This is a genomic window from Algorimicrobium algoritergicola, assembly GCF_008086165.1.
Classification (GTDB): domain Bacteria; phylum Bacteroidota; class Bacteroidia; order Flavobacteriales; family Flavobacteriaceae; genus Algorimicrobium; species Algorimicrobium algoritergicola.
The window spans coordinates 994,728-1,018,120 of sequence record NZ_VSKL01000001.1; the positions used below are offsets into that span (position 1 = coordinate 994,728).

Annotated in this window: 13 protein-coding genes; 5 read left to right on the plus strand and 8 right to left on the minus strand. The window is 34.5% G+C overall.

Annotation, left to right across the window (positions count from 1 at the left end; translation table 11 throughout):
- Window positions 1–48 precede the first annotated feature (48 nt).
- From aspS to ES675_RS04690, 5 genes are all read right to left on the minus strand, one after another.
- Window positions 49–1,803, minus strand: coding sequence for an aspartate--tRNA ligase (gene aspS / locus ES675_RS04670; protein WP_066248831.1), 1,755 nt, complete (start codon window positions 1,801–1,803; stop codon window positions 49–51).
- A gap of 142 nt (window positions 1,804–1,945) precedes the next feature.
- Window positions 1,946–5,425: an efflux RND transporter permease subunit gene (locus tag ES675_RS04675; protein WP_148367277.1), complete on the minus strand. Its 3,480-nt coding sequence runs from the start codon at window positions 5,423–5,425 to the stop codon at window positions 1,946–1,948.
- Between the two features lie 10 nt (window positions 5,426–5,435).
- On the minus strand, window positions 5,436–6,626 hold the full coding sequence (locus ES675_RS04680; protein ID WP_066248837.1) for an efflux RND transporter periplasmic adaptor subunit: 1,191 nt from the start codon (window positions 6,624–6,626) through the stop codon (window positions 5,436–5,438).
- A gap of 22 nt (window positions 6,627–6,648) precedes the next feature.
- Complete coding sequence (locus ES675_RS04685; RefSeq protein WP_066248839.1) at window positions 6,649–7,992, minus strand: TolC family protein; 1,344 nt, start codon at window positions 7,990–7,992, stop codon at window positions 6,649–6,651.
- Window positions 7,993–8,000: 8 nt separating this feature from the next.
- Window positions 8,001–8,618: a TetR/AcrR family transcriptional regulator gene (locus tag ES675_RS04690; RefSeq protein ID WP_066248843.1), complete on the minus strand. Its 618-nt coding sequence runs from the start codon at window positions 8,616–8,618 to the stop codon at window positions 8,001–8,003.
- A gap of 122 nt (window positions 8,619–8,740) precedes the next feature.
- Here ES675_RS04690 and ES675_RS04695 point away from each other — a divergent pair, with 122 nt between their 5' ends.
- Both ES675_RS04695 and ES675_RS04700 read left to right on the plus strand, forming a co-directional pair.
- A complete protein-coding gene (locus tag ES675_RS04695; RefSeq protein WP_066248845.1) occupies window positions 8,741–9,715 on the plus strand; it encodes a polyprenyl synthetase family protein in 975 nt (324 codons plus the stop codon).
- The gene (locus ES675_RS04700; RefSeq protein WP_066248851.1) at window positions 9,715–10,062 is read left to right on the plus strand and encodes a hypothetical protein; all 348 of its coding nucleotides are present in this window, start codon (window positions 9,715–9,717) and stop codon (window positions 10,060–10,062) included. Before ES675_RS04695 ends, ES675_RS04700 begins: the two co-directional genes overlap by 1 nt.
- Window positions 10,063–10,117: 55 nt before the next feature.
- On the opposite strand, the gene ES675_RS04705 is transcribed toward ES675_RS04700, so the two are convergent.
- Window positions 10,118–11,977 (minus strand): tetratricopeptide repeat protein, encoded by a 1,860-nt coding sequence (locus ES675_RS04705; protein WP_148367279.1) that lies wholly within the window; start codon window positions 11,975–11,977, stop codon window positions 10,118–10,120.
- A 314-nt stretch (window positions 11,978–12,291) separates the two neighbouring features.
- On the opposite strand from ES675_RS04705, the gene ES675_RS04710 reads away from it, so the two are divergent.
- Complete coding sequence (locus ES675_RS04710; RefSeq protein ID WP_066248865.1) at window positions 12,292–17,169, plus strand: HYR domain-containing protein; 4,878 nt, start codon at window positions 12,292–12,294, stop codon at window positions 17,167–17,169.
- Window positions 17,170–17,379: 210 nt separating this feature from the next.
- On the opposite strand, the gene ES675_RS04715 is transcribed toward ES675_RS04710, so the two are convergent.
- Complete coding sequence (locus tag ES675_RS04715; RefSeq protein WP_066248870.1) at window positions 17,380–17,922, minus strand: alpha-ketoglutarate decarboxylase; 543 nt, start codon at window positions 17,920–17,922, stop codon at window positions 17,380–17,382.
- A 113-nt stretch (window positions 17,923–18,035) separates the two neighbouring features.
- Between ES675_RS04715 and ES675_RS04720 the strand changes: the two genes are divergently transcribed.
- Both ES675_RS04720 and odhB read left to right on the plus strand, forming a co-directional pair.
- Complete coding sequence (locus ES675_RS04720; protein ID WP_066248874.1) at window positions 18,036–20,813, plus strand: 2-oxoglutarate dehydrogenase E1 component; 2,778 nt, start codon at window positions 18,036–18,038, stop codon at window positions 20,811–20,813.
- Window positions 20,814–20,840: 27 nt separating this feature from the next.
- The gene (gene odhB, locus ES675_RS04725; protein ID WP_066248878.1) at window positions 20,841–22,073 is read left to right on the plus strand and encodes a 2-oxoglutarate dehydrogenase complex dihydrolipoyllysine-residue succinyltransferase; all 1,233 of its coding nucleotides are present in this window, start codon (window positions 20,841–20,843) and stop codon (window positions 22,071–22,073) included.
- A 633-nt stretch (window positions 22,074–22,706) separates the two neighbouring features.
- Here the strand turns inward: odhB and ES675_RS04730 are convergent.
- Window positions 22,707–23,345 (minus strand): response regulator transcription factor, encoded by a 639-nt coding sequence (locus tag ES675_RS04730; RefSeq protein ID WP_066248884.1) that lies wholly within the window; start codon window positions 23,343–23,345, stop codon window positions 22,707–22,709.
- Between the last annotated feature and the right edge of the window lie 48 nt (window positions 23,346–23,393).

Here is a 23,393-nt window from a genome sequence, read left to right on the forward strand (position 1 = left end):
CTACTAAAAAATTTGTCCCGATAAGCTATCGGGACAAATTATAAATTTTTAAGATTTTAAGTTCAGCTTTAAACTCAATTCTTCTAGTTGTTTATTGTCCAGTGGAGCGGGTGCATCAATCATGACGTCGCGTCCTGAATTATTTTTCGGGAATGCAATGAAATCTCGAATGGTTTCTTGACCACCTAAAATGGCAACCAATCTATCCAATCCAAACGCTAATCCACCATGTGGCGGTGCACCATATTGAAAGGCATCCATTAAAAAGCCGAATTGTGCTTTTGCTTCTTCTTTTGTAAAGCCTAAATAATCGAACATTAAAGCCTGTGTTTTTTTATCGTGAATTCGAATAGAACCACCTCCAATTTCGTTTCCATTCAGCACCAAATCATAAGCATTTGCTTTTACATCGCCAGGATTGGTTTCTAATAATTCCAACTGCCCTGGTTTTGGTGAAGTAAATGGATGGTGCATGGCATGGTAGCGTTCGGTATCCTCATCCCATTCCAATAATGGAAAATCCATAACCCAAAGTGGTGCAAATTCGTTTGGTTTACGTAAACCTAAACGCTCTGCTAATTCCATACGCAACGCACTTAATTGTGCGCGAACTTTATTGGTAGGACCCGAAAGTACACAGACTAAATCGCCAGCTTTGGCTCCTGTTTTTTCTGCCCATTTGGTTAAATCGTCTTGGTCATAAAATTTATCTACAGATGATTTATAAGTGCCATCATCATTACAACGACTATATATCATGCCTAAAGCGCCAACTTGCGGCCGTTTTACCCAATCAATTAGTTTGTCAATTTCTTTTCTAGTATAACTATTCCCATTGGGAACGGCAATACCAACGACTAATTCGGCATCATTAAAAACACCAAAGTCTTTATGTTGTGCAACATCATTTAACTCGCCAAATTCCATTCCGAAACGAATATCTGGTTTGTCATTTCCATATAAACGCATAGCATCATCATAAAGCATGCGTGGAAATTCAGCAATTTCAACACCATTCACTTCTTTTAAAAGATGCCTGGTTAAGCCTTCAAAAGCATTTAAAATATCTTCTTGTTCTACGAAAGCCATTTCGCAGTCAATTTGTGTGAATTCGGGTTGTCTGTCTGCTCGTAAATCTTCATCTCGGAAACATTTTACAATCTGAAAGTATTTATCCATACCACCAACCATAAGCAATTGCTTAAAGGTTTGTGGGCTTTGCGGAAGTGCATAAAACTGACCTTCATTCATTCTGGAAGGCACCACAAAATCACGAGCACCTTCTGGAGTCGATTTGATTAAGTAAGGTGTTTCCACTTCTATAAAACCTTCTTTTGATAAGTAGTTCCTAACTTCTTGTGTCACTTTATGACGAAAAATCAAGTTGTTTTTAACAGGATTACGACGAATATCTAAATAGCGATATTTCATGCGAATATCTTCGCCACCATCCGTTTTATCTTCAATTGTAAAAGGTGGCAATAAGGATTCATTCAAGATATCCATTTTGGATACCAATATTTCAATATCACCTGTTGGGATATTGGCATTTTTAGAAGCACGCTCAATAACGGTTCCTGTAACTTGAATAACGAATTCACGACCTAATTTCTGTGCCTTTTCCATCATGGCTTTTGGCGTGCGTTCTTCATCAAAAACGAGTTGGGTAATACCATAGCGGTCGCGTAAATCTACCCAAACAATAAAACCTTTATCGCGTGATTTTTGAACCCAACCAGAAAGGGTTACTTCGGTATTGATATGTGATGCTCGTAATTCACCACAGTTATGACTTCTGTACATAATTTGTTGTTTTTATACCTAATAGGTATATGCGGATGCAAATTTAAGCAAGTTAACCGATTATCAAATAAAAAAAGCCTCAACATTTGTTGAGGCTTCCCGCTATTAGCCAATCTTTTATTTGAGGGTACAAGAATTGGCTTTAAATACTTTCTGTTTCTGTTGTTTTCTTTCGATACCACATTTTTAATTGCATGGATAAAAAGAATAAAATTGGAACAACAATCAAGGTTAAAAATGTTGCTACTAGCAATCCGTAAATTACGGTCCAAGCTAATGGACCCCAAAATACCACATTATCTCCACCCATATAAATGTTTGGATCTAGTTCACTAAATAACGTGAAAAAATTGATATTCAACCCAATGGCTAACGGAATTAATCCTAAAATAGTAGTAATAGCCGTAAGTAAAACTGGACGTAAACGTGCTTTACCAGCTCTTACAATACTTTCGAATAAATCTTCTTTACTTAAATACTCATGGTCCTCTAAATCTAATTCGTGTTTCTTTCTATCGATTAGTAATTGCGCATAATCGAGCAATACCACACCATTGTTTACGACAATTCCAGCTAACGAAATAATACCAACCATGGTCATCATAATAACGAAAGCACTTCCCGTAATTACAATACCGCCAAATACACCAATAAGGCTTAAAAATATGGCTAACATAATAATTGTTGGTTTAGAAATAGAATTGAATTGAAATATTAAAATGAAGAAAATTAATCCTAATCCTGTAAAAAATGCGCCCATTAAAAAAGCCATTTGTTTATTTTGCTCTTCAATTTGACCGGTATAATCTATATGAATGTTTTCAGGAAGATTTTTGTAACCCTTCATTTCATTCTGAATCTGCTTAACAATGGCACCAGCATCTGTAAAGCCTGGTGAAAGTGCAGAATAAACAGTAACCACACGCTTAGTGGCCTTATGTTTAATAGCACTAAAACTAGAGTTGTTTTCATGTTTGGTAACGGCAGATACAGGAATACTTTTTAATTGCCCTGTGTTATCTCTAAACGTGATGTTTTGATTAAATAAAGCACTCGTATTGTATCGGTTTTCTTCATTAAAGCGCACGTAAATGTCAAAATCATCACCATCTTCTTTGTAAATTCCAGCTTTGGTTCCGAAAATAGAATTACGTAATTGCTGACCAACTTGAGGCGCACTAACACCAAGTTCTCCTGCTTTTTCTCTGTCAATAATAACACGCATAGATGGCTTATCTTTATTCACATCAATTTTCAATTCGTCAATACCTGAAATATTTTTAGTATTAATGAATTCGCGCATATTTTCGGCTGTATTAATCAGCTCATCATAATCATCACCTTCAATTTCAATATTAATAGGTGAACCAGCTGGTGGTCCGTTTGCATCTTTTTCAACAGAAATAAGAACACCTGGATAAATACCAACTAATGCCTCTTGAACTTTTTGACGTAGCAACTCACTATCTTCTCCTTGGCGGTATTTATACTCGCGCATGGATGCTGTAATCTTCGCTTTATGAGGCATTTCAGCCGATGAGCCACTATCTGTTTGTGGATTTCCTGCACCTTCACCAACTTGTGAAACCGCACTTTCTACCATATAATTGTAATCGCCATCGCGATACTGTTCGGCATTAACTACCGTGTAAACACGCTTTTCAATTTCTTGCGTTATAGCATTTGTTTTTTCAATAGCTGTTCCTTGCGGATATTCTATATATACTACAATTTGATTCGGCTTATTATCAGGAAAAAATTCCACTTTGGTTCGTTGTGAAGATAACGATATCCCAAAAGCCACAAAAGAAAAAACTAATAGGACAAAAGTTCCGATTGTTAAACCGTATAAACGCCATCCAGATAAAGCCCAGCGTAACTGATTTTCATACCAACGCTCTAAACGTACCAACGTTTTTGTTTGGAAGTTATTTGCCCATTTACGAAGGAATAATCTATAAGCCCACTGCATTATAGCTGTGAAAATCATAAGTGTTCCTAATCCACGATATTCGCCGCCAAAAATAAGTATCAAAATACCGAAACTAGCTATTATAGCAGTGTTGCGGATAATTTTTTTAATTGCCATGTCTTTATCTTCGACACTCATAAACGCCGATACCAAAACCGAGTTGAAGAAAATAGCCACAAATAGTGAGGAACCTAAAACAACGGAAAGTGTTATTGGCAGTATCATCATAAATTGTCCCATAATACCTGGCCATAAACCTAAAGGGATAAATGCGGCAACGGTTGTAGCTGTTGAAATAATAATAGGAAATGCAATTTCGCCAATACCTTTTTTAGCCGCATCAATACGGCTCATGCCTTCTTCGTCCATTAAACGATACACGTTTTCTACTACCACAATCCCATTATCTACCAACATTCCGAGACCCATAATTAATCCGAAAAGAACCATGGTGTTTAAACTTTGTCCTAAAAGGTTTAATATCATAAGGGATATAAACATGGACATAGGTATGGCAAACCCAACAAATATGGCATTCTTGAATCCTAAAAAGAACATCAATACCATAACCACGAGGATAACACCAAAAATAATGTTGTTTACCAAGTCGTCAACTTGACCTATGGTTACAGGCGATTGATCGTTTGCAATGGTGACTTTTAAATCCTGTGGGAATTTATTATCTATAGCATTTTGAACAATAACTTTAATTTGCTCTGCAGCATCAACCATGTTTTTACCAGCTCGCTTTTTAACGTCTAGCATAACAACAGGCTCACCAAACTCACGCGCATATGTTGTTTTGTCTTCTTCATGAAATGTAACTGTTGCTACATCTTTTAAATACGTGGCTTTACCTTTTTCTGCTTTTACTACAAAGTTCTCTAACTCTTTTGGTGTTTCAATTTCACCAAGAATACGAATGGTTCTACGCTGACCACTGGCTATTAAATTTCCGGCAGACATGGTTACATTTCCATTATTAATAGCGCCAATAATGTCGTTAAAAGTCACATCGGCAGCCATCATTTTATAAATATCTACGGCAACTTCAACTTCTTTATCTTGCGCACCACGAATATCAACTTTCTTAATTTCTAATAAATCTTCAATCTCATCTTGAAGTACTTCACCATATTCTTTAAGTTTTTCAATAGGGTAATCGCCAGAAATATTAATGTTCAAAATGGGCATTTCTTCTGAAAGGCTTAATTCAAAAACATCAGGTTTTACTTTGGCACCATTGGACATGGGCCAATCTTCGCCCGCCGTTTTGGTGTCTATTTCATCTTTAACTTTTTGTTTGGCTTGCTCAACGGTAAGGTGTTCATCAAATTCCACAATAATCATGGAAAAATCTTCTTGTGATGTTGAGGTAATTTCCACTACATTACTAACGGTTTTTAGTTCGTCCTCAAGTGGGTCTGTAATAAGTTTTTCAATATCTTCTGCTGTATTTCCAGGGTATATTGAGCTAACATATATTTTTGTTTCGTTTACTTCGGGGAAATTTTCACGAGGCATTTCAAAAAATGCTGCAACACCTAAATAAAACATCACTAGAATTAGGACATACATGGTGGTCTTGTTGTTGATTGCCCATGATGATAAACCAAATTCTTTATCGACTTGTTTTTTCTTTTTAGTCATTAGTTTCTTTTTAGTTGTTAGTGCTTTCAGTTTGCATATCTACAACTTTAACGGTTTGCCCATCTTTAACACTTCTGGCTCCTTCTTGAACAATTTCAGCACCATCTTCTATGCCTTCTAAAACTTCAATAACGTCTCCTTGTGTTTTACCTGTTTTTATAATAACGCGTTTAGCTTCGCCTTCACCATTACTATTTTTATTTGAAAGAATATAAATGTATTGTTCGCCATCCGCATTTTCAGAAATAATACTTTGCGGAATTAGTAAGGCCTTTTCACTTGTATAATCGTTAATTTTAAGACGTGCTGTTAAGTTTGGCTTAATATTATTATCAGTATTAGGCACGCTTACTTCTACTTTAAATGTTCGGTTAGCGGGATTTATATAATCGCCAGCTTGACGAACTTTAGTCTCAATAGTTTCTCCTAAAATTGGAAATTCAACCGTAACAGCCTTGCCTTTTGTTACACTGCCTATGTAGCTTTCAGGAATATCCGTTTCTATGTACATATTATCCAGATTTACAATACGCATTAATTGACTTTGCCCTGCCATAACCACACTTCCTTGTTCGGTAATAATATCGTCAATGGTGCCAGAAAAAGGTGCTGTAACTGTGGTTTTTGAAATTTGTTGTTTTAGTTGATTGACTGCTTCTGCTTGTGATTCTGAAGAAGATTTAGCCTGCAAATATTGAATTTCACTTCCAATATTCTGATCCCATAGACGCTTCTGACGTTCAAATGTAGTTTTGGCCAAATTAGCTTGAATTTCCAATTGTGCTAGTTGCTGGCTTAAACCACCATCATCAATTTTAGCAAGAATTTGTCCTTTTTTTACCTGTTGACCTTCTTTTACATATACTTTGGTTAAAATACCATTGTATTCTGGTGTTACCACTAATAAATCTTTAGTGGTAACATTTCCTTGAATCTCTAATTGGTGCTTAAAAACTTCCTGCTTCGCTTTAAACGTGGTTATTAATGGTACTTTTTTAATAGTATCTAGTTTTGCTATTTTTTCATTAAGCAATACCATCTGATCATTTAGTTCTTGTTGCTTGGTATCAATTTGAGTACGTCTTTCTTTTAATTCAGATAAATTGTTTGATTCTAAAACAGCATCAAGCGATTTTTCTTTTTTATTGCCACAAGACGATATGATAAGGGCAAGAATAATAAGGATTTTTATATTTTTCATGATTTTAATGTGATGGATTGGCTTAATAATTTAGTGTGTTTAGTACGGTTTCTAGTTCAGATTTTTTAGTAATAACATTAAACATGGACTGCAAATATTCCTGTTGTGCAGTATATAGTTGTGTTTGTGCTTGTCTTAAATCGAAACTAGATGCAATACCTTCAAAAAATTTGGTTTGGTTTTTTTGCTCGATTCGTTCCGCTAAATTTAAATTCTGTTGTTTGTTTTGGTATTCTTCAATGGCAAACTGGTAGTCACTTTTTGCTGCTGATATTTGAAATTTTAACTGTTGTTCGGTTTCTGTTAGTTCCTCTTGAGCTATTTCTAAATCTATTTGAGCACGTTGGGTGGCTGCACTTCGCATACCTGAACTAAATATGGGAATAGACATGTTTACGCCAAAAAGGGAAGAACCATAATATTCTTGGTTGTTATTTGCAAAAGTAAACGTTTCACTATAGCCACTATAACCGCCATTTATAAAAGCGCTTAACCTAGGAAGAAAGGTGCTTTTTTCAAGTTTTAAAAGTAATTCTTTAGAGACCTCTTGGTTTTTTGCAATTTGGAAATCAATACTGTTTTCAATATTTTCGTCGGCTTCTAATAATTCTAATGAGATATTTTGAAGCGTCAAAATTTCTAAACTATCTATTAGTGAGATGGGCGCATTTAAATCGATTCCCAAAGTAATATTGAATAATTGATAGGCTATATTTTTAGAGCGCTTCACATTGTTTAAATAGTTTTCTAAACCCGTTAAGGTAATTTGTAGTTGCTCAACGCTTTCTTCTTCCGCTAAACCATTTTCATATATTTTGGTGGTTTCGTAAAGGTTTTTTTGAAGCACCTCAATGTTTTTATTGACAATGTTCAAATTTTCTTCGGCTAAAAGCACGTTTCCATACGCATTGATTACGGCATTTCTTACTTCTAAATCGGTTTTGATTTTAGCATTTTCAGAAATTTCTAAATACACCTTGGCCGACTGAAGGCCTACTATATATGAGCCATCAAACAACAACTGATTTAATGTTGCTGTGGCTGTTAAGCTTTGTTTTGGGCTAAACGTTACGGGTTGAAAGGTGCCAGGAGGTCCGCCTGCTATTTCTGCCGGTAATAATGATACTTGCTGTTTTATCCAATTTTGGTAATCTACAGCGCCATTTATTTGCGGTAAACCTGTAGCTGTGGTTTCCCATTTTTGCTTTTCGGCAGCTTCAATATCTCTGACAGCATTTTTTACTGATCTGTTATGTATTAAAGCATAATCTATAGCTTCTTGCAACGTAAATGTGGTTGGCGTTTCTTGAGCTATTAACCAAGTTGAAAATAATAGGCTGACTATTAATAGTGATTTATGTTTCATTGTTTGTTTTAGTCTATTTTTATTTTTGAGCTGTCACTTAATATGGAGTCTAATTTGTCAATTCCTTTTTTGGTGCTAATCCCACGAATATGATATTCTAAATAATTATCCATCAATTGTTTCATTGGGAAATCATTGGTTGGAAATATGTCAACATCTTTTAAACTCATCATGGTATTAAAGTAGAGTCGGGACACAAACTCTACATCAATGGAATTACGATAAAGCCCTTCTGAAACACCACGAATTAAGTTGTTTTTTACACAATCTTGCATGATGTGAAATTGATCGTTTTTTAGAGATTCGAAAATTTTAGGATAATATTTTTTTAGTTGGTATTGTGGTGATGATTTTTCATCTTTTAAATGTGTCATGGTGAATTTCTTGATTTCAAAAATTTCATCAATAGGATTTTGATTTAAGGCACAAATACAATCAATACCATGCGAAATAAACTCAAACATGTACAAGGTTGTTGCCTGAACTAATTTCGTTTTCGTGGCATAATGCAGGTATATGGTTTTTTTCGACACACCAATTTCATTGGCAATATCGTCCATGGTCACGCTTTTAAACCCGTAGTTTAAAAACAAATCAGCCGAACTTTTAAGAATTTTATCTTTCATAATAAGGTGCAAATGTATTAAAGGTAACTTTAAAAACCAAAAAAGTTTCCAAAGTATTAACCTTTTCTTAATATTGGAGAAAGGTGTTGTAATAATTAAATGAATTGCCTTATTTTTGCTTCATGCAAAACACACCTTTTTATCAGCAAGCCTTTGTAGATTACTTGGACGCTTATATTCAAGAGAAAGAACCAAAATCACTATACGACCCTATTAATTATATTTTACAATTAGGCGGAAAACGCTTGCGTCCAGTTTTAACTTTAATGACTGCAGAGATTTTTGATTGTCATTATACAAAAGCGTTGAATGCGGCTTTAAGTATTGAGGTTTTTCATAATTTTTCATTGGTACATGATGATATTATGGATGATGCACCTTTGCGAAGAGGTCAGGAAACCGTTCATGAGAAATGGGGTTTAAACACGGGGATTTTATCTGGTGATGCCATGCTAATTATGGCTTATCAATTGTTTGAAAACTATGAACCCGAAACGTTTCAAGCACTTGCAAAGTTATTTAGCAAAACAGCTTTACAGGTTTGTGAAGGTCAGCAATATGATGTGGATTTTGAAATGCGTGATGATGTGTCCATTCCCGAATATCTAAAAATGATTGAATATAAAACGGCTGTTTTAGTTGCTGCTGCAATGGAAATGGGAGCAATTGTTGCGCAGGTCTCGGAAGAAGATAAACGCAATATGTACGAGTTTGGTAAAAATTTAGGAATTGCCTTTCAACTTCAAGATGATTATTTAGATGCATTTGGCAATCCAGAAACTTTTGGGAAACAGGTTGGCGGTGATATTATTGAAAATAAAAAAACCTATTTGTATTTAAAAGCGTTGGAGTTTTCTAGTGATGATGATAAGCAGCAGCTTTTACATTTATATAGTTTAAAACCAACCGATCAGACCAATAAAATTGAAACGATTAAAGATATTTTTGACACCTCTGGTTCTAGTTTAGCAACCAAGCAAGTTATTGAAGAATATACCAATAAAGCATTTGATGTTTTAGATAAGCTACAAATTTCTGAAGTCAAAAAAACGTTATTAAAAACGTTTGGCCAGCAGTTAATGAACAGGAATGTATAATGCAATTACCAACTACTTTTACCGATTTAATTGATGAAGCTAATCAGGCAGAACTCTATCAGAAGTTAATTCAGCAGTTGAATAAGGATTTAGCTTTGGCAAATGTGGATTTGGAATTGGATTTGGAAATACTCCCAACTAGTTTAAAATTCATGTTGCATGAAATGGTTTATAAATTGATTCAAGAAAAATTTATGGACTATTTAAACCTGCTCTATATTATTGATGTTTCTGAAACTAAAGTTCGCGAGTTGGACGGTTCAGATACCGTTATTATGGCAGAACAGGTGGCTTTTTTAGTGCTACAACGCGAGTGGCAAAAGGTTTGGTTTAAGAATAGGTATTGATGCTTGACATTTTATATGCGAGTTGAAAACCCAAACTTTTCATAGATAAAAACACTTAATTTTCTAAATATTCAACTAGCGGAACGTCTCTATCAACGTTTAGCTTTTTCTTTAATCTATATCTAGATTTCACAACACTTTCTTTCGATATTCCTAAAATGTCGCCAATCTCTTTTGTTTTTAAATTCAATTTTTCCAAACATATTAAGCGTTCTTCTGAATTTGTAATATCCTGATAATTCTTTCTAATTTGGACTAAAAAGGCGGGATACACTTTATTAAATCTGTTTTTAAATTCTGTCCATTCGTTTTCTGTTAATATCTTACTAGACATTAATGTTTCAATGTTTTTAGACTCATCAATTTTATTAAAATCCTTTTTGTATTTATCTACTTCGCCTTTTAAAATTTTAAGTTCGTTAGCATTAACCAAAAGTCTTTGAGTAAAAGAGACTAACTCTTCTTTATTTAAAGCCAATTGCTTTTTTAAGTTCGAGCTGCGTTTTCTTAAATAATAAATAATGGTTAGTCCAAAAAATAAAATCATTATCAATACCAAAAATAGAATTGTTTTTCTGCGTTTCTCAATAGATTTTTGCTGTTCTAAAATTTTAATATCGGCCTTTTGTAAACTTATTTTTTTGTCTTTGGTTTCAGTTTCAAATAACGTCTGATAGTAAGATAACGCATTTACTTGCTTAACATTCTTTAAAGAATCGTTTAAATTAGAATATAATTTGAAGTACTTGTAGGCGTCTAATTCACCACCTTTATTCTCGTAGATTTTATATAAATTCTCATATATGGTTAGCATTCTGGTTTTTGCCTTATCTGCTTTGGCAAACTCAAGCGCTTCTAAATTAATTTTTATGGCTTCATCATGATTGTTTTGCTTGGAATAGAGATAACTTGTTTGTAACCTAGACTGGTTTATAAACCAAGGAGAAATGTTAGCGTTCTTTTTTATTAGATTTGTGGAGTCTAAGTAAACATTTGCGGTTTTTATATCTTTATCTGCATAAAATTTAGCCAAGACCGCATAGAATACTAATACCATACCATTTCTTTCTGATTCTATTGATTTTGCATATTCAATCCCTTCTAACAGGCTTTTTTCTTGACCTTTTAAATCTCCTAGTTCTTTTTGGGTTATGGCTTTATTAAAAAGCAAAGCAGATAAACTTTCGTTTTTATCATGAACATGTAAAATTTCAATTAATTTATTTTGTTCATCTAATGCTTTGTCGTGTAAGCCCATTTCACCATATAAAATGAAAATACTGTTTTGAGCATTAATAAAATAATCTATATCGTTAAGATTTAGGTAGTAATTAGAAGCTTTTTGTGTGTCCTCTAATCCTTCTAAATAATTGCCTAATTCAAAATTGGTATTGCCTTTCGAGAGATAGGTGTCTGCCACGTAAATAGAATCTTTTTTTCCAAAGGTCTTAATTGCGATTGCGTAATTTTTATTAGCATTTACATATTCCTCTCGGTTTAAATAATATTCTCCTTTCTTAAAATAGATGTTTCCCTTGTGTTGAGAATCTTCAATTTTAGAAATAACATGTTCAAGCGTATCCATTAGTTGAAGCGCTCTTTCTGTCTGATTTAGTCGAATATTGAACGTATAAAATGATTTTATAGCAAGCTCTGCAGCCCGATCATACTGCTCTAAATCCATCATTAAATAAACAGATTCTTCAACAAAATTAGGGTAAACTATAGGGTCTCTATTTAAAAGTGGAATCAAATTATCTAGTACATCAGCTCTACTTTCTTTTGACTGAATGGTGTCTAGAACACTTAAATAATGAGACCTCTGAATGGAGTCTGTAATGCTATCCGCTTCCTGTGCATGAAGGGTTGATGAAATAATTATATAAAAAAAGAACTGTAGGTAATGCTTTAACATAAAAGGATATAACTCTTAGGGAGATTATTTTTTGAGTAAATATATGCGTTACAATTTAATTTATTCAATTTTAGGGGTTTCCATTACCTGTTTTAATGGGATTACTAAATAGCTGTTTTTAACTTTTAAGGTGGTGTCTGGTTGTTTTTACTATTTCCATGAGAAAAATCAATTAAATTTAATTTTCTGAAATACAAGTGGATAAAGTTTAAATTTTTAATTGTCCATGTGTTTGTCCATGTTGAATGTTAGATTTTAAAGGTCTTGTTTGGTAACATTGATATAGCAAACTAGCAATCATAAAATTTTTGAACATGAAACAAAAACAACTTAAGGGTAGATCCATCCTCAAAAACTGTATAAAAATCATTGATACTTCAATGGTAAATAATTTAGTCCAGAAGCAAAGACATCAGTTCAAACTGATTGCTTTACTAATTGCTTTTATTTTTAGTGGCAACATGCATGCACAAACACAGATAGGTTCTGATATTGATGGCGAATCATTTTCCGATCAATTTGGAAGAGTCATAAGTTTAAATGCCGATGGCTCAATAATGGCCGTTGGTGGAGAATATAACGATGGTGCCGCACCAGATTCAGGCCATGTGAGAATCTTTCAAAATATAAATAATAATTGGCTTCAAATTGGTGCTGATATAAATGGCGTATCTGCAAGTGATTTTTTTGGGAGCTCTGTAGCTTTAAGTGCTGATGGTAATCGCGTTGTCATTGGAGCGCTTGGCGTAGATATTGGTACAGAAACTAATTATGGTACAGCTACAGTTTATGATAATATAGGAAATAATTGGGTCCAAGTAGGATCTGTTCTTTTTGGAGAATCACAAAGCAATCAATTTGGAACTTCAGTTAGCATAAGTGATGATGGAAGTATTATCGCTGTTGGAGCTTCATTTGGTGGCGCATCTAATGGAGGTTATATGCGTACCTATACGTTTTCTACAGATTGGGTTCAATTGGGACAAGATATAGATGGTATAGCATCTTCAGACTTTTTTGGTGTAGAGATTAGTTTAAGTGCAGATGGTACTATTGTTGCAGTAAGCGCTTCAGGAGCTAATGCTAACACCATTAATAATTCTGGTCAAGTACAAGTATACCAATATAATAATAGCACAAGTTTATGGGAACAATTAGGACAAAACATGGATGGTGATAGTATCGACGATTTTTTTGGTCAATCACTAAGTTTAAGTTCAGATGGAACTAGACTTATTGCCGGAGCAAGGTCTGATATTGGTGGTTTAGATACAGGACTTGCAAAAATATATGAATATAATAATAGCACTAATTCTTGGGTGCTCATGCAAAACATAAATGGTGAAGCTGTAGGAGATAGGTTTGGAACATCAGCGAGTATTAGTGCTGATGGCAACAGAGCTATTGTAGGGGCGAGATATAATGACGGCGTAAATGGTGTAGATTCTGGTCATGCAAGGGTATTTGAATTTAATAGCGGAACCAATGTCTGGGAACAGTTGGGTTCCGATATAGACGGCGAAGCAACTAATGATGAATCTGGATATGCAGTCAGTATTAATAGTGATGGAACTCTAGTAGCCATTGGAGCCAGATACAATGATGCAGATGATGCATCTTCAAGCGCTAATTTTGGTCATGCAAGAGCGTTTAGCTTTGTTAATCTAGCACCAATAGCAGTTTGTCAAGATATTATAGTACAACTAGATGCTATGGGTAATGCAACTATTTTACCAGAAGAAGTTGATGGAGGTTCTAGTGATCCCGAAGGTTCGGCATTGTCTTTTTCTGTTAGTCAAAACACGTTTGATTGCTCCAATTTAGGAACAAATATAGTAACCCTTACTGTTACAGATGCTGGACTAATTGGAGGAGATGAATTAACAGATACATGTACAGCTACCGTAACTGTTGTAGAAGAAGCGCCTGTTGCAAATTGTACGGATGTTTCAATCTATTTAGATGAAAACGGAATGGCTTCAATAACAACAGAAGATTTTTTTTTAAATAGTACTGGCAAACTCTATGGGTTAATACGTAACTCCAGTGTTAACAATATTGCGCTTTTTAATTACGATGCTAGCGTTCCTTCGGCAATGGTCGATGATAGCTTTGCAGGAAGTTCTAATCTAACAGCGAATGGAAGCCACCTAGCTATAGATATCAACCCTGTTAATGAGGTTGTTTATTTATTAAAACAAGACGATTCTGGACCAACAGATATTAGCAATTTATATTCTATCACACTTCAAAATGGCACTTTAAATCCGGTACTAATTAGTTCTATAGCATCTGTCTCAGGGAGTAATAACGCCCTGGGCATGAGTTTTGGTGCAGATGGCACCTTATATTTTGCTTTCGATACAGGAGAAATAAACGCATACAATATTGCAACATCTACAATGAGTGTATTTGCTTTAGTTAGTTCTAATGGTTTTGTAGGTCGTCTTACTACCGATTTAAAAAACAACAGATTGATTCATTCAACAGTGTCAATTTCATCAAGTTTTAGTATTATATTAACTGAAATAGATTTAAACACAGGTGTTGTAAATTCTTTATTTACGGTAGAAACACCTAACTTTTGTAAAGCTCAAGGCATCGAATATGTTGGTAATGAAACCATTATAGTATCGCCCACAAATGGATGTAATGATCTTATTTCTATAAATCTTCTTACTCAAACCATAACAGGTATAGGGGATGTTGCCGACACAAGTAGTAGTACAATAGACTTACTATATATAGCAGACTCCATTAATAATGCAACTTTATCAATTTCTAATTTTACATGTGCCGATATTGGTGATAACACCGTTACGGTTTCTGTTTCTGGAAGTTGTGGTACAGTTGTTACTTGTGATGCAATAGTTACTATAGTAGACTCACTTCCTGTAATAGAGTGCCCGTCAGATATGACTTTTAATGTAGATCCAGGAATGTGTGATGTTGTCGTTAATTTTAATACTCCTGTCTCTCCAGATAATTGTGCAGGTTCTGTAACAGTCACCCAAACAGAAGGGATGCCAAGTGGATCAAGTTTTTCAGCTGGATTACATATTATAGAGTTTACGGCTACAGATTTAAACGGCATAACAACAATATGCAGCTTTACCATTTTTGTTCAAGATAATATACCCCCATCTATAACTTGCGCAGGAGATGTAGTAGTAGACAACGATTTGGGTTTATGTGGTGCAGCGGTAACTGTAACGACACCCACTCTAGTTGATAATTGTGGCACTGCTATTGCGCCTTCTACAGGATTAGTAAACTTTAATTTTGATGCTAATGGAGAATTAATAGATACCCCAGGAACCTTGCTAAATGCAATTACAGCTTCTTCAGATGTCGTGTTAGGCCTGACCTTTAGAGGTGATCTTAATGGGTCAACAGAATGTTTTGAGCTAAACGATCCTGATGGCAATATATTATTTTCTGAATGTGATATGGAAGGCGCTTGCAGCCTTATTAACAGGCAAGTTACTGTGCCTTTAGTCACATGGAATACTTGGATAACTAATTTTGGATCAAGTTTCATATTTACTTTAATAGCAAATGATAATGTAGATTCCGATCAATGTGAGGAAGGCGAAGAAAACCCAAATACATTTACTATAAATGTTATTTTTCTGGGAACAATTCAATTAACAAATGATTTTAATCAAACAGCTGACGCTTCAGGATTTTATCCTGTTGGAGATACGGTAGTAACTTGGACCGCTACAGATATTGGCGGTAATAATGTGAGTTGTATACAAACCATTACTGTTATTGACGCTGAAAATCCAGTAATAACATGTCCAACAGATATAACCGTGGTTAACGCGGCGAATGAATGTGATGCTGTAGTTACTTATAGCATGCCAACGGCAACAGATAATTGCTCGTCATTTAATACATCTTTAGAGTCTATTTTATCAAATTTTAACGGCAACAGTTCAAGTGTAACCGCTTTAATTCCAAATGCCTTCGATTTTATTCTGGATAATGGCCTAAACAGTGATTATATTGACGATGGCGGAAATGATATGTATGATGATGGTAACTACATTTCTACAGACATTGGAGGTGATATTACCTATTCTGATAATTTGGTGATTTCTGAAACCAATTTTGGAACGAATGGTCAATTTTTTAGTAGAAAAGTAGAGGATATGTGGTTATTGGCAGCAGACTTAGATGGTGTGGATAGCTTTAATATTGCGGGAGAATTAGGTGCAGATGGTGATGGTACTGCTACAGGATATACAGCTACAATTAACGTTGCTGGATTCAATTATAACATATTTGCTAAACGCGTTAATGAGGACGTGGGCCGTGTAGATAGTGATTCTTCTATAAACCATTTAATTATCATCCCAGAGAACGTAAATGCGACTCATAACTTTGTCACAGACACAGATGACGACCAACATCAAGTAACTGATTTAACAGGCACAACGAGGTTATATTATTTATTATTTGCGAGTATAGATAGTGGTGTTGTAGACGACGCGACCATGGAAGCCATTGCAACATCATTTGTGTCTGATATTGTAGAACCAAAAGGACCGGCCATACAAACTGCTGGTTTACCAAGTGGAAGCACCTTTCCGTTAGGAACAACTACAAATACCTTTGAAGTAACAGATGAAGCTGGTAATACTACAACTTGTAGTTTTGATGTCATTGTTTCTGGTACAGAAAGTCCAGTAATTAATTGTCCAGTAGATTTTGAAGTGAATACAGATTCAGATTATACTGTTTTAGATTATGAGTATACCGTTACAGATGATTGTTCTTCAGGAGCAGATCTAACCATAGTACAAGATCCAGTAGCAGGTACCATGGTGCCTACAAATAATTTAATAACAGTATCTATTACAGCTACAGATGCAGCCGGAAACGAAACCGTTTGTAATTTTGATATTACTGTTTCGCCTACATTAGGAAATAGTGAATTTGATCAAAATCTAGTGCAGTTATTCCCGAACCCAGCATCCACAACCGTTACCGTTAAAAACCTTGCGTTTGCAGGTGTGGATACCATTGTAATTTATGATATTGCTGGAAGAGTTGTTCAAAAAGTGAAGGTATTAACGGATAGTAATAATATGACCCTAGATGTTTCTAATTTAAGTAATGCTACTTATTTCGTAGAATTTAAAGGCGAGCAAGTACGTGTTATAAAAAAATTGATTGTGAAGTAATTGAATTAAAACACTATTTAATCAATTTGAATAGGACTTCTTAAATTGTCCATAATAAAGAATCTATATTTTATGTTAGCTAGGGGTCTATATTGTTTAAATATAGACCCTATTGCTTTTATAATTTGAGTAGTTTTAAAATGAATTGAAAACAGTTTTAAGTTTAAATCGTGTTTACCTAGAAAAGGATGCTTCCTCGCTTACATTAAACTAAAAATAAACTCTAAAAAATGGCATCCAAGACATGCCATAAATACTCTTATCTCTATCATACAGCACATCATAGCGAATTCCAATAGCTGTAGATATACGACCGCTACTAATGGTGTAACCAGCACCTAAAAACAACGCAGGATACCAATAGTTCTCGTCAGCAATTAGAAGTCTGTTTTCCCATTTTCTACTCACATTTAATTCTTCAAATTCAGCTGAAAGTTGTAATTGTGGGATGGGGTTAAAAAGTCCAAGAACACTTCCGCCTAAAATAGTAGATTTATAATAATCCTTTCTAGAAGAATAGGTTCCGTTTAATGAAACACCCATGGCAAATTGCGGGTTGAAACGATATATAGCACTTGGTGCCAACGTACCGCTGAAATAATCACCAGAAAAACTTAATCCAACAGCACCACCAAAACGCACATGACTCCAAAAATCATTTGAATTATTTTGTGCGGTAACACTTATAGTAAATAGGAGGAAAAAACCAATGAAGATATTATTTAATTTACGAAATAAAGAATCCAGTTTCATTTTCAAAATTTTAGTTAATTACATGTTATAAATGTAAGAAAACCATATCTAATTTTAGTAAAAGTTGTACTTTTGTATAAATTTAGTCTGAACGATTCAGTTTTAATTCATTTATGGATAAATATTCTTTTTTAAACGCAGCACATTCAGCATACTTTGCTGATTTATACGACCAATATTTACAAAACCCAGATTCTGTCGAGCCAAGTTGGAGAGCCTTTTTTCAAGGTTACGATTTTGGTAGTGAAAGCTACAGCATAACAGATAAGGTGGAAACAGAACAAGTGAAGGGAACAGATGTTTCCTGCGAACATGTTTCTATTAGTGTCACTAAAGAATTTCAGGTATTACAATTAATTGATGGGTATCGTAATCGTGGACATTTGTTTACAAAAACAAACCCAGTTCGTGATAGACGTACGTATGCGCCTACTTTGGCTATTGAAAACTTCGGATTATCAGAATCCGACTTGGACACCACCTTTAATGCTGGAGATACAATAGGTTCTGGAGTAAAAACATTACGAGACATTATTAAGCATTTAGATAATATATATTGTCACTCAATAGGTGTAGAATATATGTATATCAGAAAACCTGAAGAAATTAAATGGTTTCAGGAAAAATTGAGTATCAATGACAATCTGCCGAATTTTAATGCAGATCAGAAAAAACATATTCTTAAAAAGTTAAATGAAGCGGTTTCCTTTGAAACCTTTTTACACACCAAATATGTTGGACAAAAACGATTCTCTTTAGAAGGAGGTGAGTCTTTAATTCCTGCGTTAGATGCCTTAATTGAAAGTGCTTCGGATTATGATGTGAAGGAATTTGTAATGGGAATGGCACATCGTGGCCGTTTAAGTACATTGACAAATATTTTCGGAAAATCGGCTAAAGATATCTTTAGTGAATTTGACGGTAAGGATTATGAACAAGAGGTTTTTGATGGTGATGTTAAGTATCATTTAGGTTGGACTAGTGATAGGGAAACCAACAATGGCAATAAAATTAATTTAAATATTGCGCCAAACCCTTCGCATTTAGAAACGGTTGGAGCTGTAGTTGAAGGTATTGTTAGAGCTAAACAAGATGATAAATATTCGGATAACCCATCACAAGTATTACCAATAGTTGTTCATGGTGACGCTGCTATTGCAGGTCAAGGTTTGGTATACGAAATTGTTCAAATGGCACAATTAGATGGCTATAAAACAAGTGGAACCATTCATATAGTTGTTAATAACCAAATAGGCTTTACTACCAATTATTTAGACGCGCGATCTAGTACCTATTGTACAGATATTGCAAAAGTAACACTATCTCCTGTATTACATGTTAATGCAGACGATGTGGAAGCTGTAGTTCACGCCATGTTATTTGCATTACATTTCAGAATGAAATTTAAGCGCGATGTATTTATCGATTTATTAGGCTATAGAAAATATGGTCATAATGAAGGTGATGAGCCACGTTTTACACAACCAAAATTGTATAAAGCTATTGCAAAACATCATAACCCAAGAGATATTTATGCTGAAAAGTTGATCTCAGAAGGAATTATTGATCAAGATTATGTTCGAAAACTTGAAGAAGATTATAAAAATAAACTTGAAGAAAATTTAGAAAATTCGAGAAAAGAAGATAAAACAGAAATCACACCATTCATGCAAAACGAATGGGGAAATTATATCACTGCGGACGAAAATAAGATGATGGAACCGGTTGATACAACTTGTAGCAAAGCCGATCTAGAAAAAGTAACGAAAGTTATTTCAAACCTTCCAAAGGATAAAAAATTCATTCGTAAAATTGAACGTTTAATACAGTCTAGACAAACCATGTTTGATGAAAACAAACTGGATTGGTCTATGGCAGAACATTTAGCTTACGGAACCTTATTATTAGATGGTAACGATATTAGAATTTCTGGTCAAGATGTGGAGCGTGGAACGTTTTCACACAGACATGCCGTTGTAAAAGTGGAAGATAGTGAGGAAGAAATTATCCTTCACAACCAATTGAGTGATGATCAAGGGAAATTCTATATTTATAACTCGTTGCTATCAGAATATGGTGTTGTAGGTTTTGACTATGGTTATGCCATGGCAAGCCCAAGAACTTTAACTATTTGGGAAGCACAGTTTGGTGATTTTAGTAATGGTGCACAAATTATGTTGGATCAATACATCTCGGCAGCTGAAGATAAATGGAAACTACAAAACGGATTAGTTATGCTTTTACCGCATGGTTATGAAGGTCAAGGAGCTGAGCACTCATCAGGACGTATGGAGCGTTATTTACAACTGTGTGCCAAGGATAATATGTTTGTGGCCGACTGTACAACGCCAGCCAATATGTTTCATATATTACGCAGACAAGTAAAAGCTGAATACCGTAAACCATTAATCATATTTACACCAAAAAGTTTGTTGCGTAACCCAAAAGTGGTTTCAACCGTTGACGAATTTGCAAATGGAAGTTTCCAAGAAGTAATAGACGATCAGGGAATTAAAACTGCTGATGTAAAATCATTAGTATTTGTTACCGGTAAGTTCTATTATGATTTACTGGAAGAACGCGAAAATTTAGATCGTAAAGATGTAGCTTTAGTAAGAATAGAACAATTATTCCCATTGCCAACCGAAGCTATTAGAGCGGTAATTAAGAAATATAAAAATGCCGAAGAAATTGTTTGGGCTCAAGAAGAACCAAGAAACATGGGAGCATATAGCCACTTGTTGATGCTTTTAGATGAAGCCAAAACATTTAGAGCGGTATCGCGTAGACCTTATGGAGCACCAGCAGCTGGTAGCTCTGTACGTTCTAAAAAACGTCATAAAGAAGTTATAGACTTTGTATTTGACAAAACGAAAAACAACCAACATTAAAATATTAAGAACTAAAACAGTATCACGATGATTTTAGAAATGAAAGTTCCTTCGCCAGGAGAATCTATTACAGAAGTAGAAATTGCAACATGGTTAGTTGCTGATGGTGATTACGTAGAAAAAGACCAAGCCATTGCAGAAGTAGATAGTGACAAAGCAACTTTAGAATTACCTGCCGAAGCTAGTGGAATTATAACACTTAAAGCTGAAGAAGGTGACGCTGTAGAAGTTGGAGCTGTTGTGTGTTTAATTGATACATCAGCTGAAAAACCAGCAGGAGGTTCAGAAAGTTCTGAAAAGAAAGAAGAACCTAAAAAAGAAGCACCAGCTGAAGCGAAAAAGGAAACGCCTAAAGCTGAAGTTAAAGCAGAAACTAAAACGTATGCAACAGGAACAGCAAGTCCTGCGGCTAAAAAGATTCTAGCTGAAAAAGATATGGATGCCTCTAAGGTTTCAGGAACTGGAAAAGACGGTCGCGTTACTAAAGATGATGCTGTAAAAGCAGTACCTTCTATGGGAACACCAACAGGTGGAAATCGTTCAAGTACTAGGAGTAGAATGTCTATGTTAAGACGTAAGGTGGCAGAACGTTTAGTGGAAGCTAAGAATACAACTGCTATGCTTACTACGTTTAACGAAGTAGATATGTCGCCAATTTTTGCATTGCGAAATGAATACAAAGAAACCTTTAAAAACAAGCATGGTGTAGGATTAGGCTTTATGTCCTTCTTTACCTTAGCTGTTGTTAGAGCTTTGAAAATGTATCCAGATGTGAACTCCATGATAGATGGAAACGAAATGATTACTTATGATTTTGTTGATATTTCTATAGCAGTTTCAGGACCAAAAGGATTAATGGTTCCGGTAATTAGAAATACCGAAAACTTAACTTTTAGAGGTGTTGAAAATGAAGTAAAACGTTTGGCTATTCGAGCACGTGATGGAAAAATTACGGTGGATGAAATGACAGGTGGTACGTTTACTATATCTAATGGAGGTGTTTTTGGAAGCATGCTTTCAACACCAATTATCAACCCGCCTCAAAGTGGAATATTAGGTATGCACAACATTGTTGAAAGACCTGTTGCTATTGATGGTAAAGTTGAAATACGTCCAATAATGTTTGTAGCTTTATCTTACGACCATAGAATTATTGATGGTAAGGAATCTGTAGGTTTCTTGGTAGCAGTGAAGGAAGCATTAGAAAATCCAACAGAGTTATTAATGGATAATAATATTATGAAGGCTTTAGAGCTGTAATCAAATACAAATATATTAAAAGCAAAAGCGCTACTTCTAAAAGAGGTAGCGCTTTTTTTTCTTGAATACATAATAACTAACTTACTAAAAAAAGCAAACAAGAATATTTAGAGATATAACAATAACGACTAATACGATAATCCCGAAAACGAAAAATTTATTCATGTTTGAATTCTGCATAATTTCAAGGTTGTTTGGTAGATTGGAATGTTCCATTTTATTTGTTTTAAAGCAGGAATGTTCAAAATAGACAACTCCACATCTGTAATTAATAGCATGATAAAGGTAAAGCTAAAGACTTACATATGAAATACGTAGAACTACGTATTTTTTGGTTTTCAAATCAAGGTTAAAAAAAAGGGCTTTCAATCTGATGATTAAAAGCCCTCTAATAAATCCCCTCAAATAACTAACTAATAGCATGGTAAAGGTATGTTACATAAACCATATAAAAAATACGTAGTTCTACGTATTTTTGCCTTTCTCATTTATAGTGCAAAAAAAAAGACCTTAAAAGTAAAACTTTTAAAGCCTTTTGATTTTCAACCTGTTAAAACTAGGTTTCCGATTAATAGCACTGTAAATATACGCTATCCTCCTGTGTTGTGAAATACGTAGTTCTACGTATTTTTACTAGGATTCTAAAAACTGTTCGTTTTCTTTAGCAAATAAAGAAAGACTGTTGTGTTTGGATTCCAAGTTTAATTTTTTAATAATATTACTTTTATGTTTTTCTATAGTTCTACCAGAAACAGATAAGGCATTTCCAATTTCTTTAGCCGTCTTATTTTGGGCTATTAATGATAACACTTTAATCTCTGTTTTGGTTAATTCGTTTAAGGAATGCGGTCTTTGTGTGTTGGTTTGCGAATTTAAATATTGAGCAATTTCTGCACTAAAGTATGGTTTGTTATTTGTTACGCTTTCAATGCAATGCTCAATTTCTTCAATGGCAAACTCTTTTAAAATATATCCAAAAATGTTTAGCTCTTGAGCCTTATCATATAACTCCTCACCTTTATCAAAGGTTATTAAAATAATTTTGGTCTTAATACCATTCTTTAAGCACTCTTCAGCTACTTCAAGCCCAGTTAAAAAAGGCATCCTGATATCTAAAATAGCAATGTTTGGTTTGTGTTTAATAATTAAATTATAAGCTTCTTGGCCATCTTTTCCACTGCCTAAAATGTTATAACCCTTGGACTTTAAAAAGTCGTGGAGTCCACGTAGCATGAGAGGGTGATCGTCCGCTATAATGATTGAAGATTGCATGTGAGGTTAGTTAGTTGGTCTTGAGTATAAAGATAAGTTATTTTAATA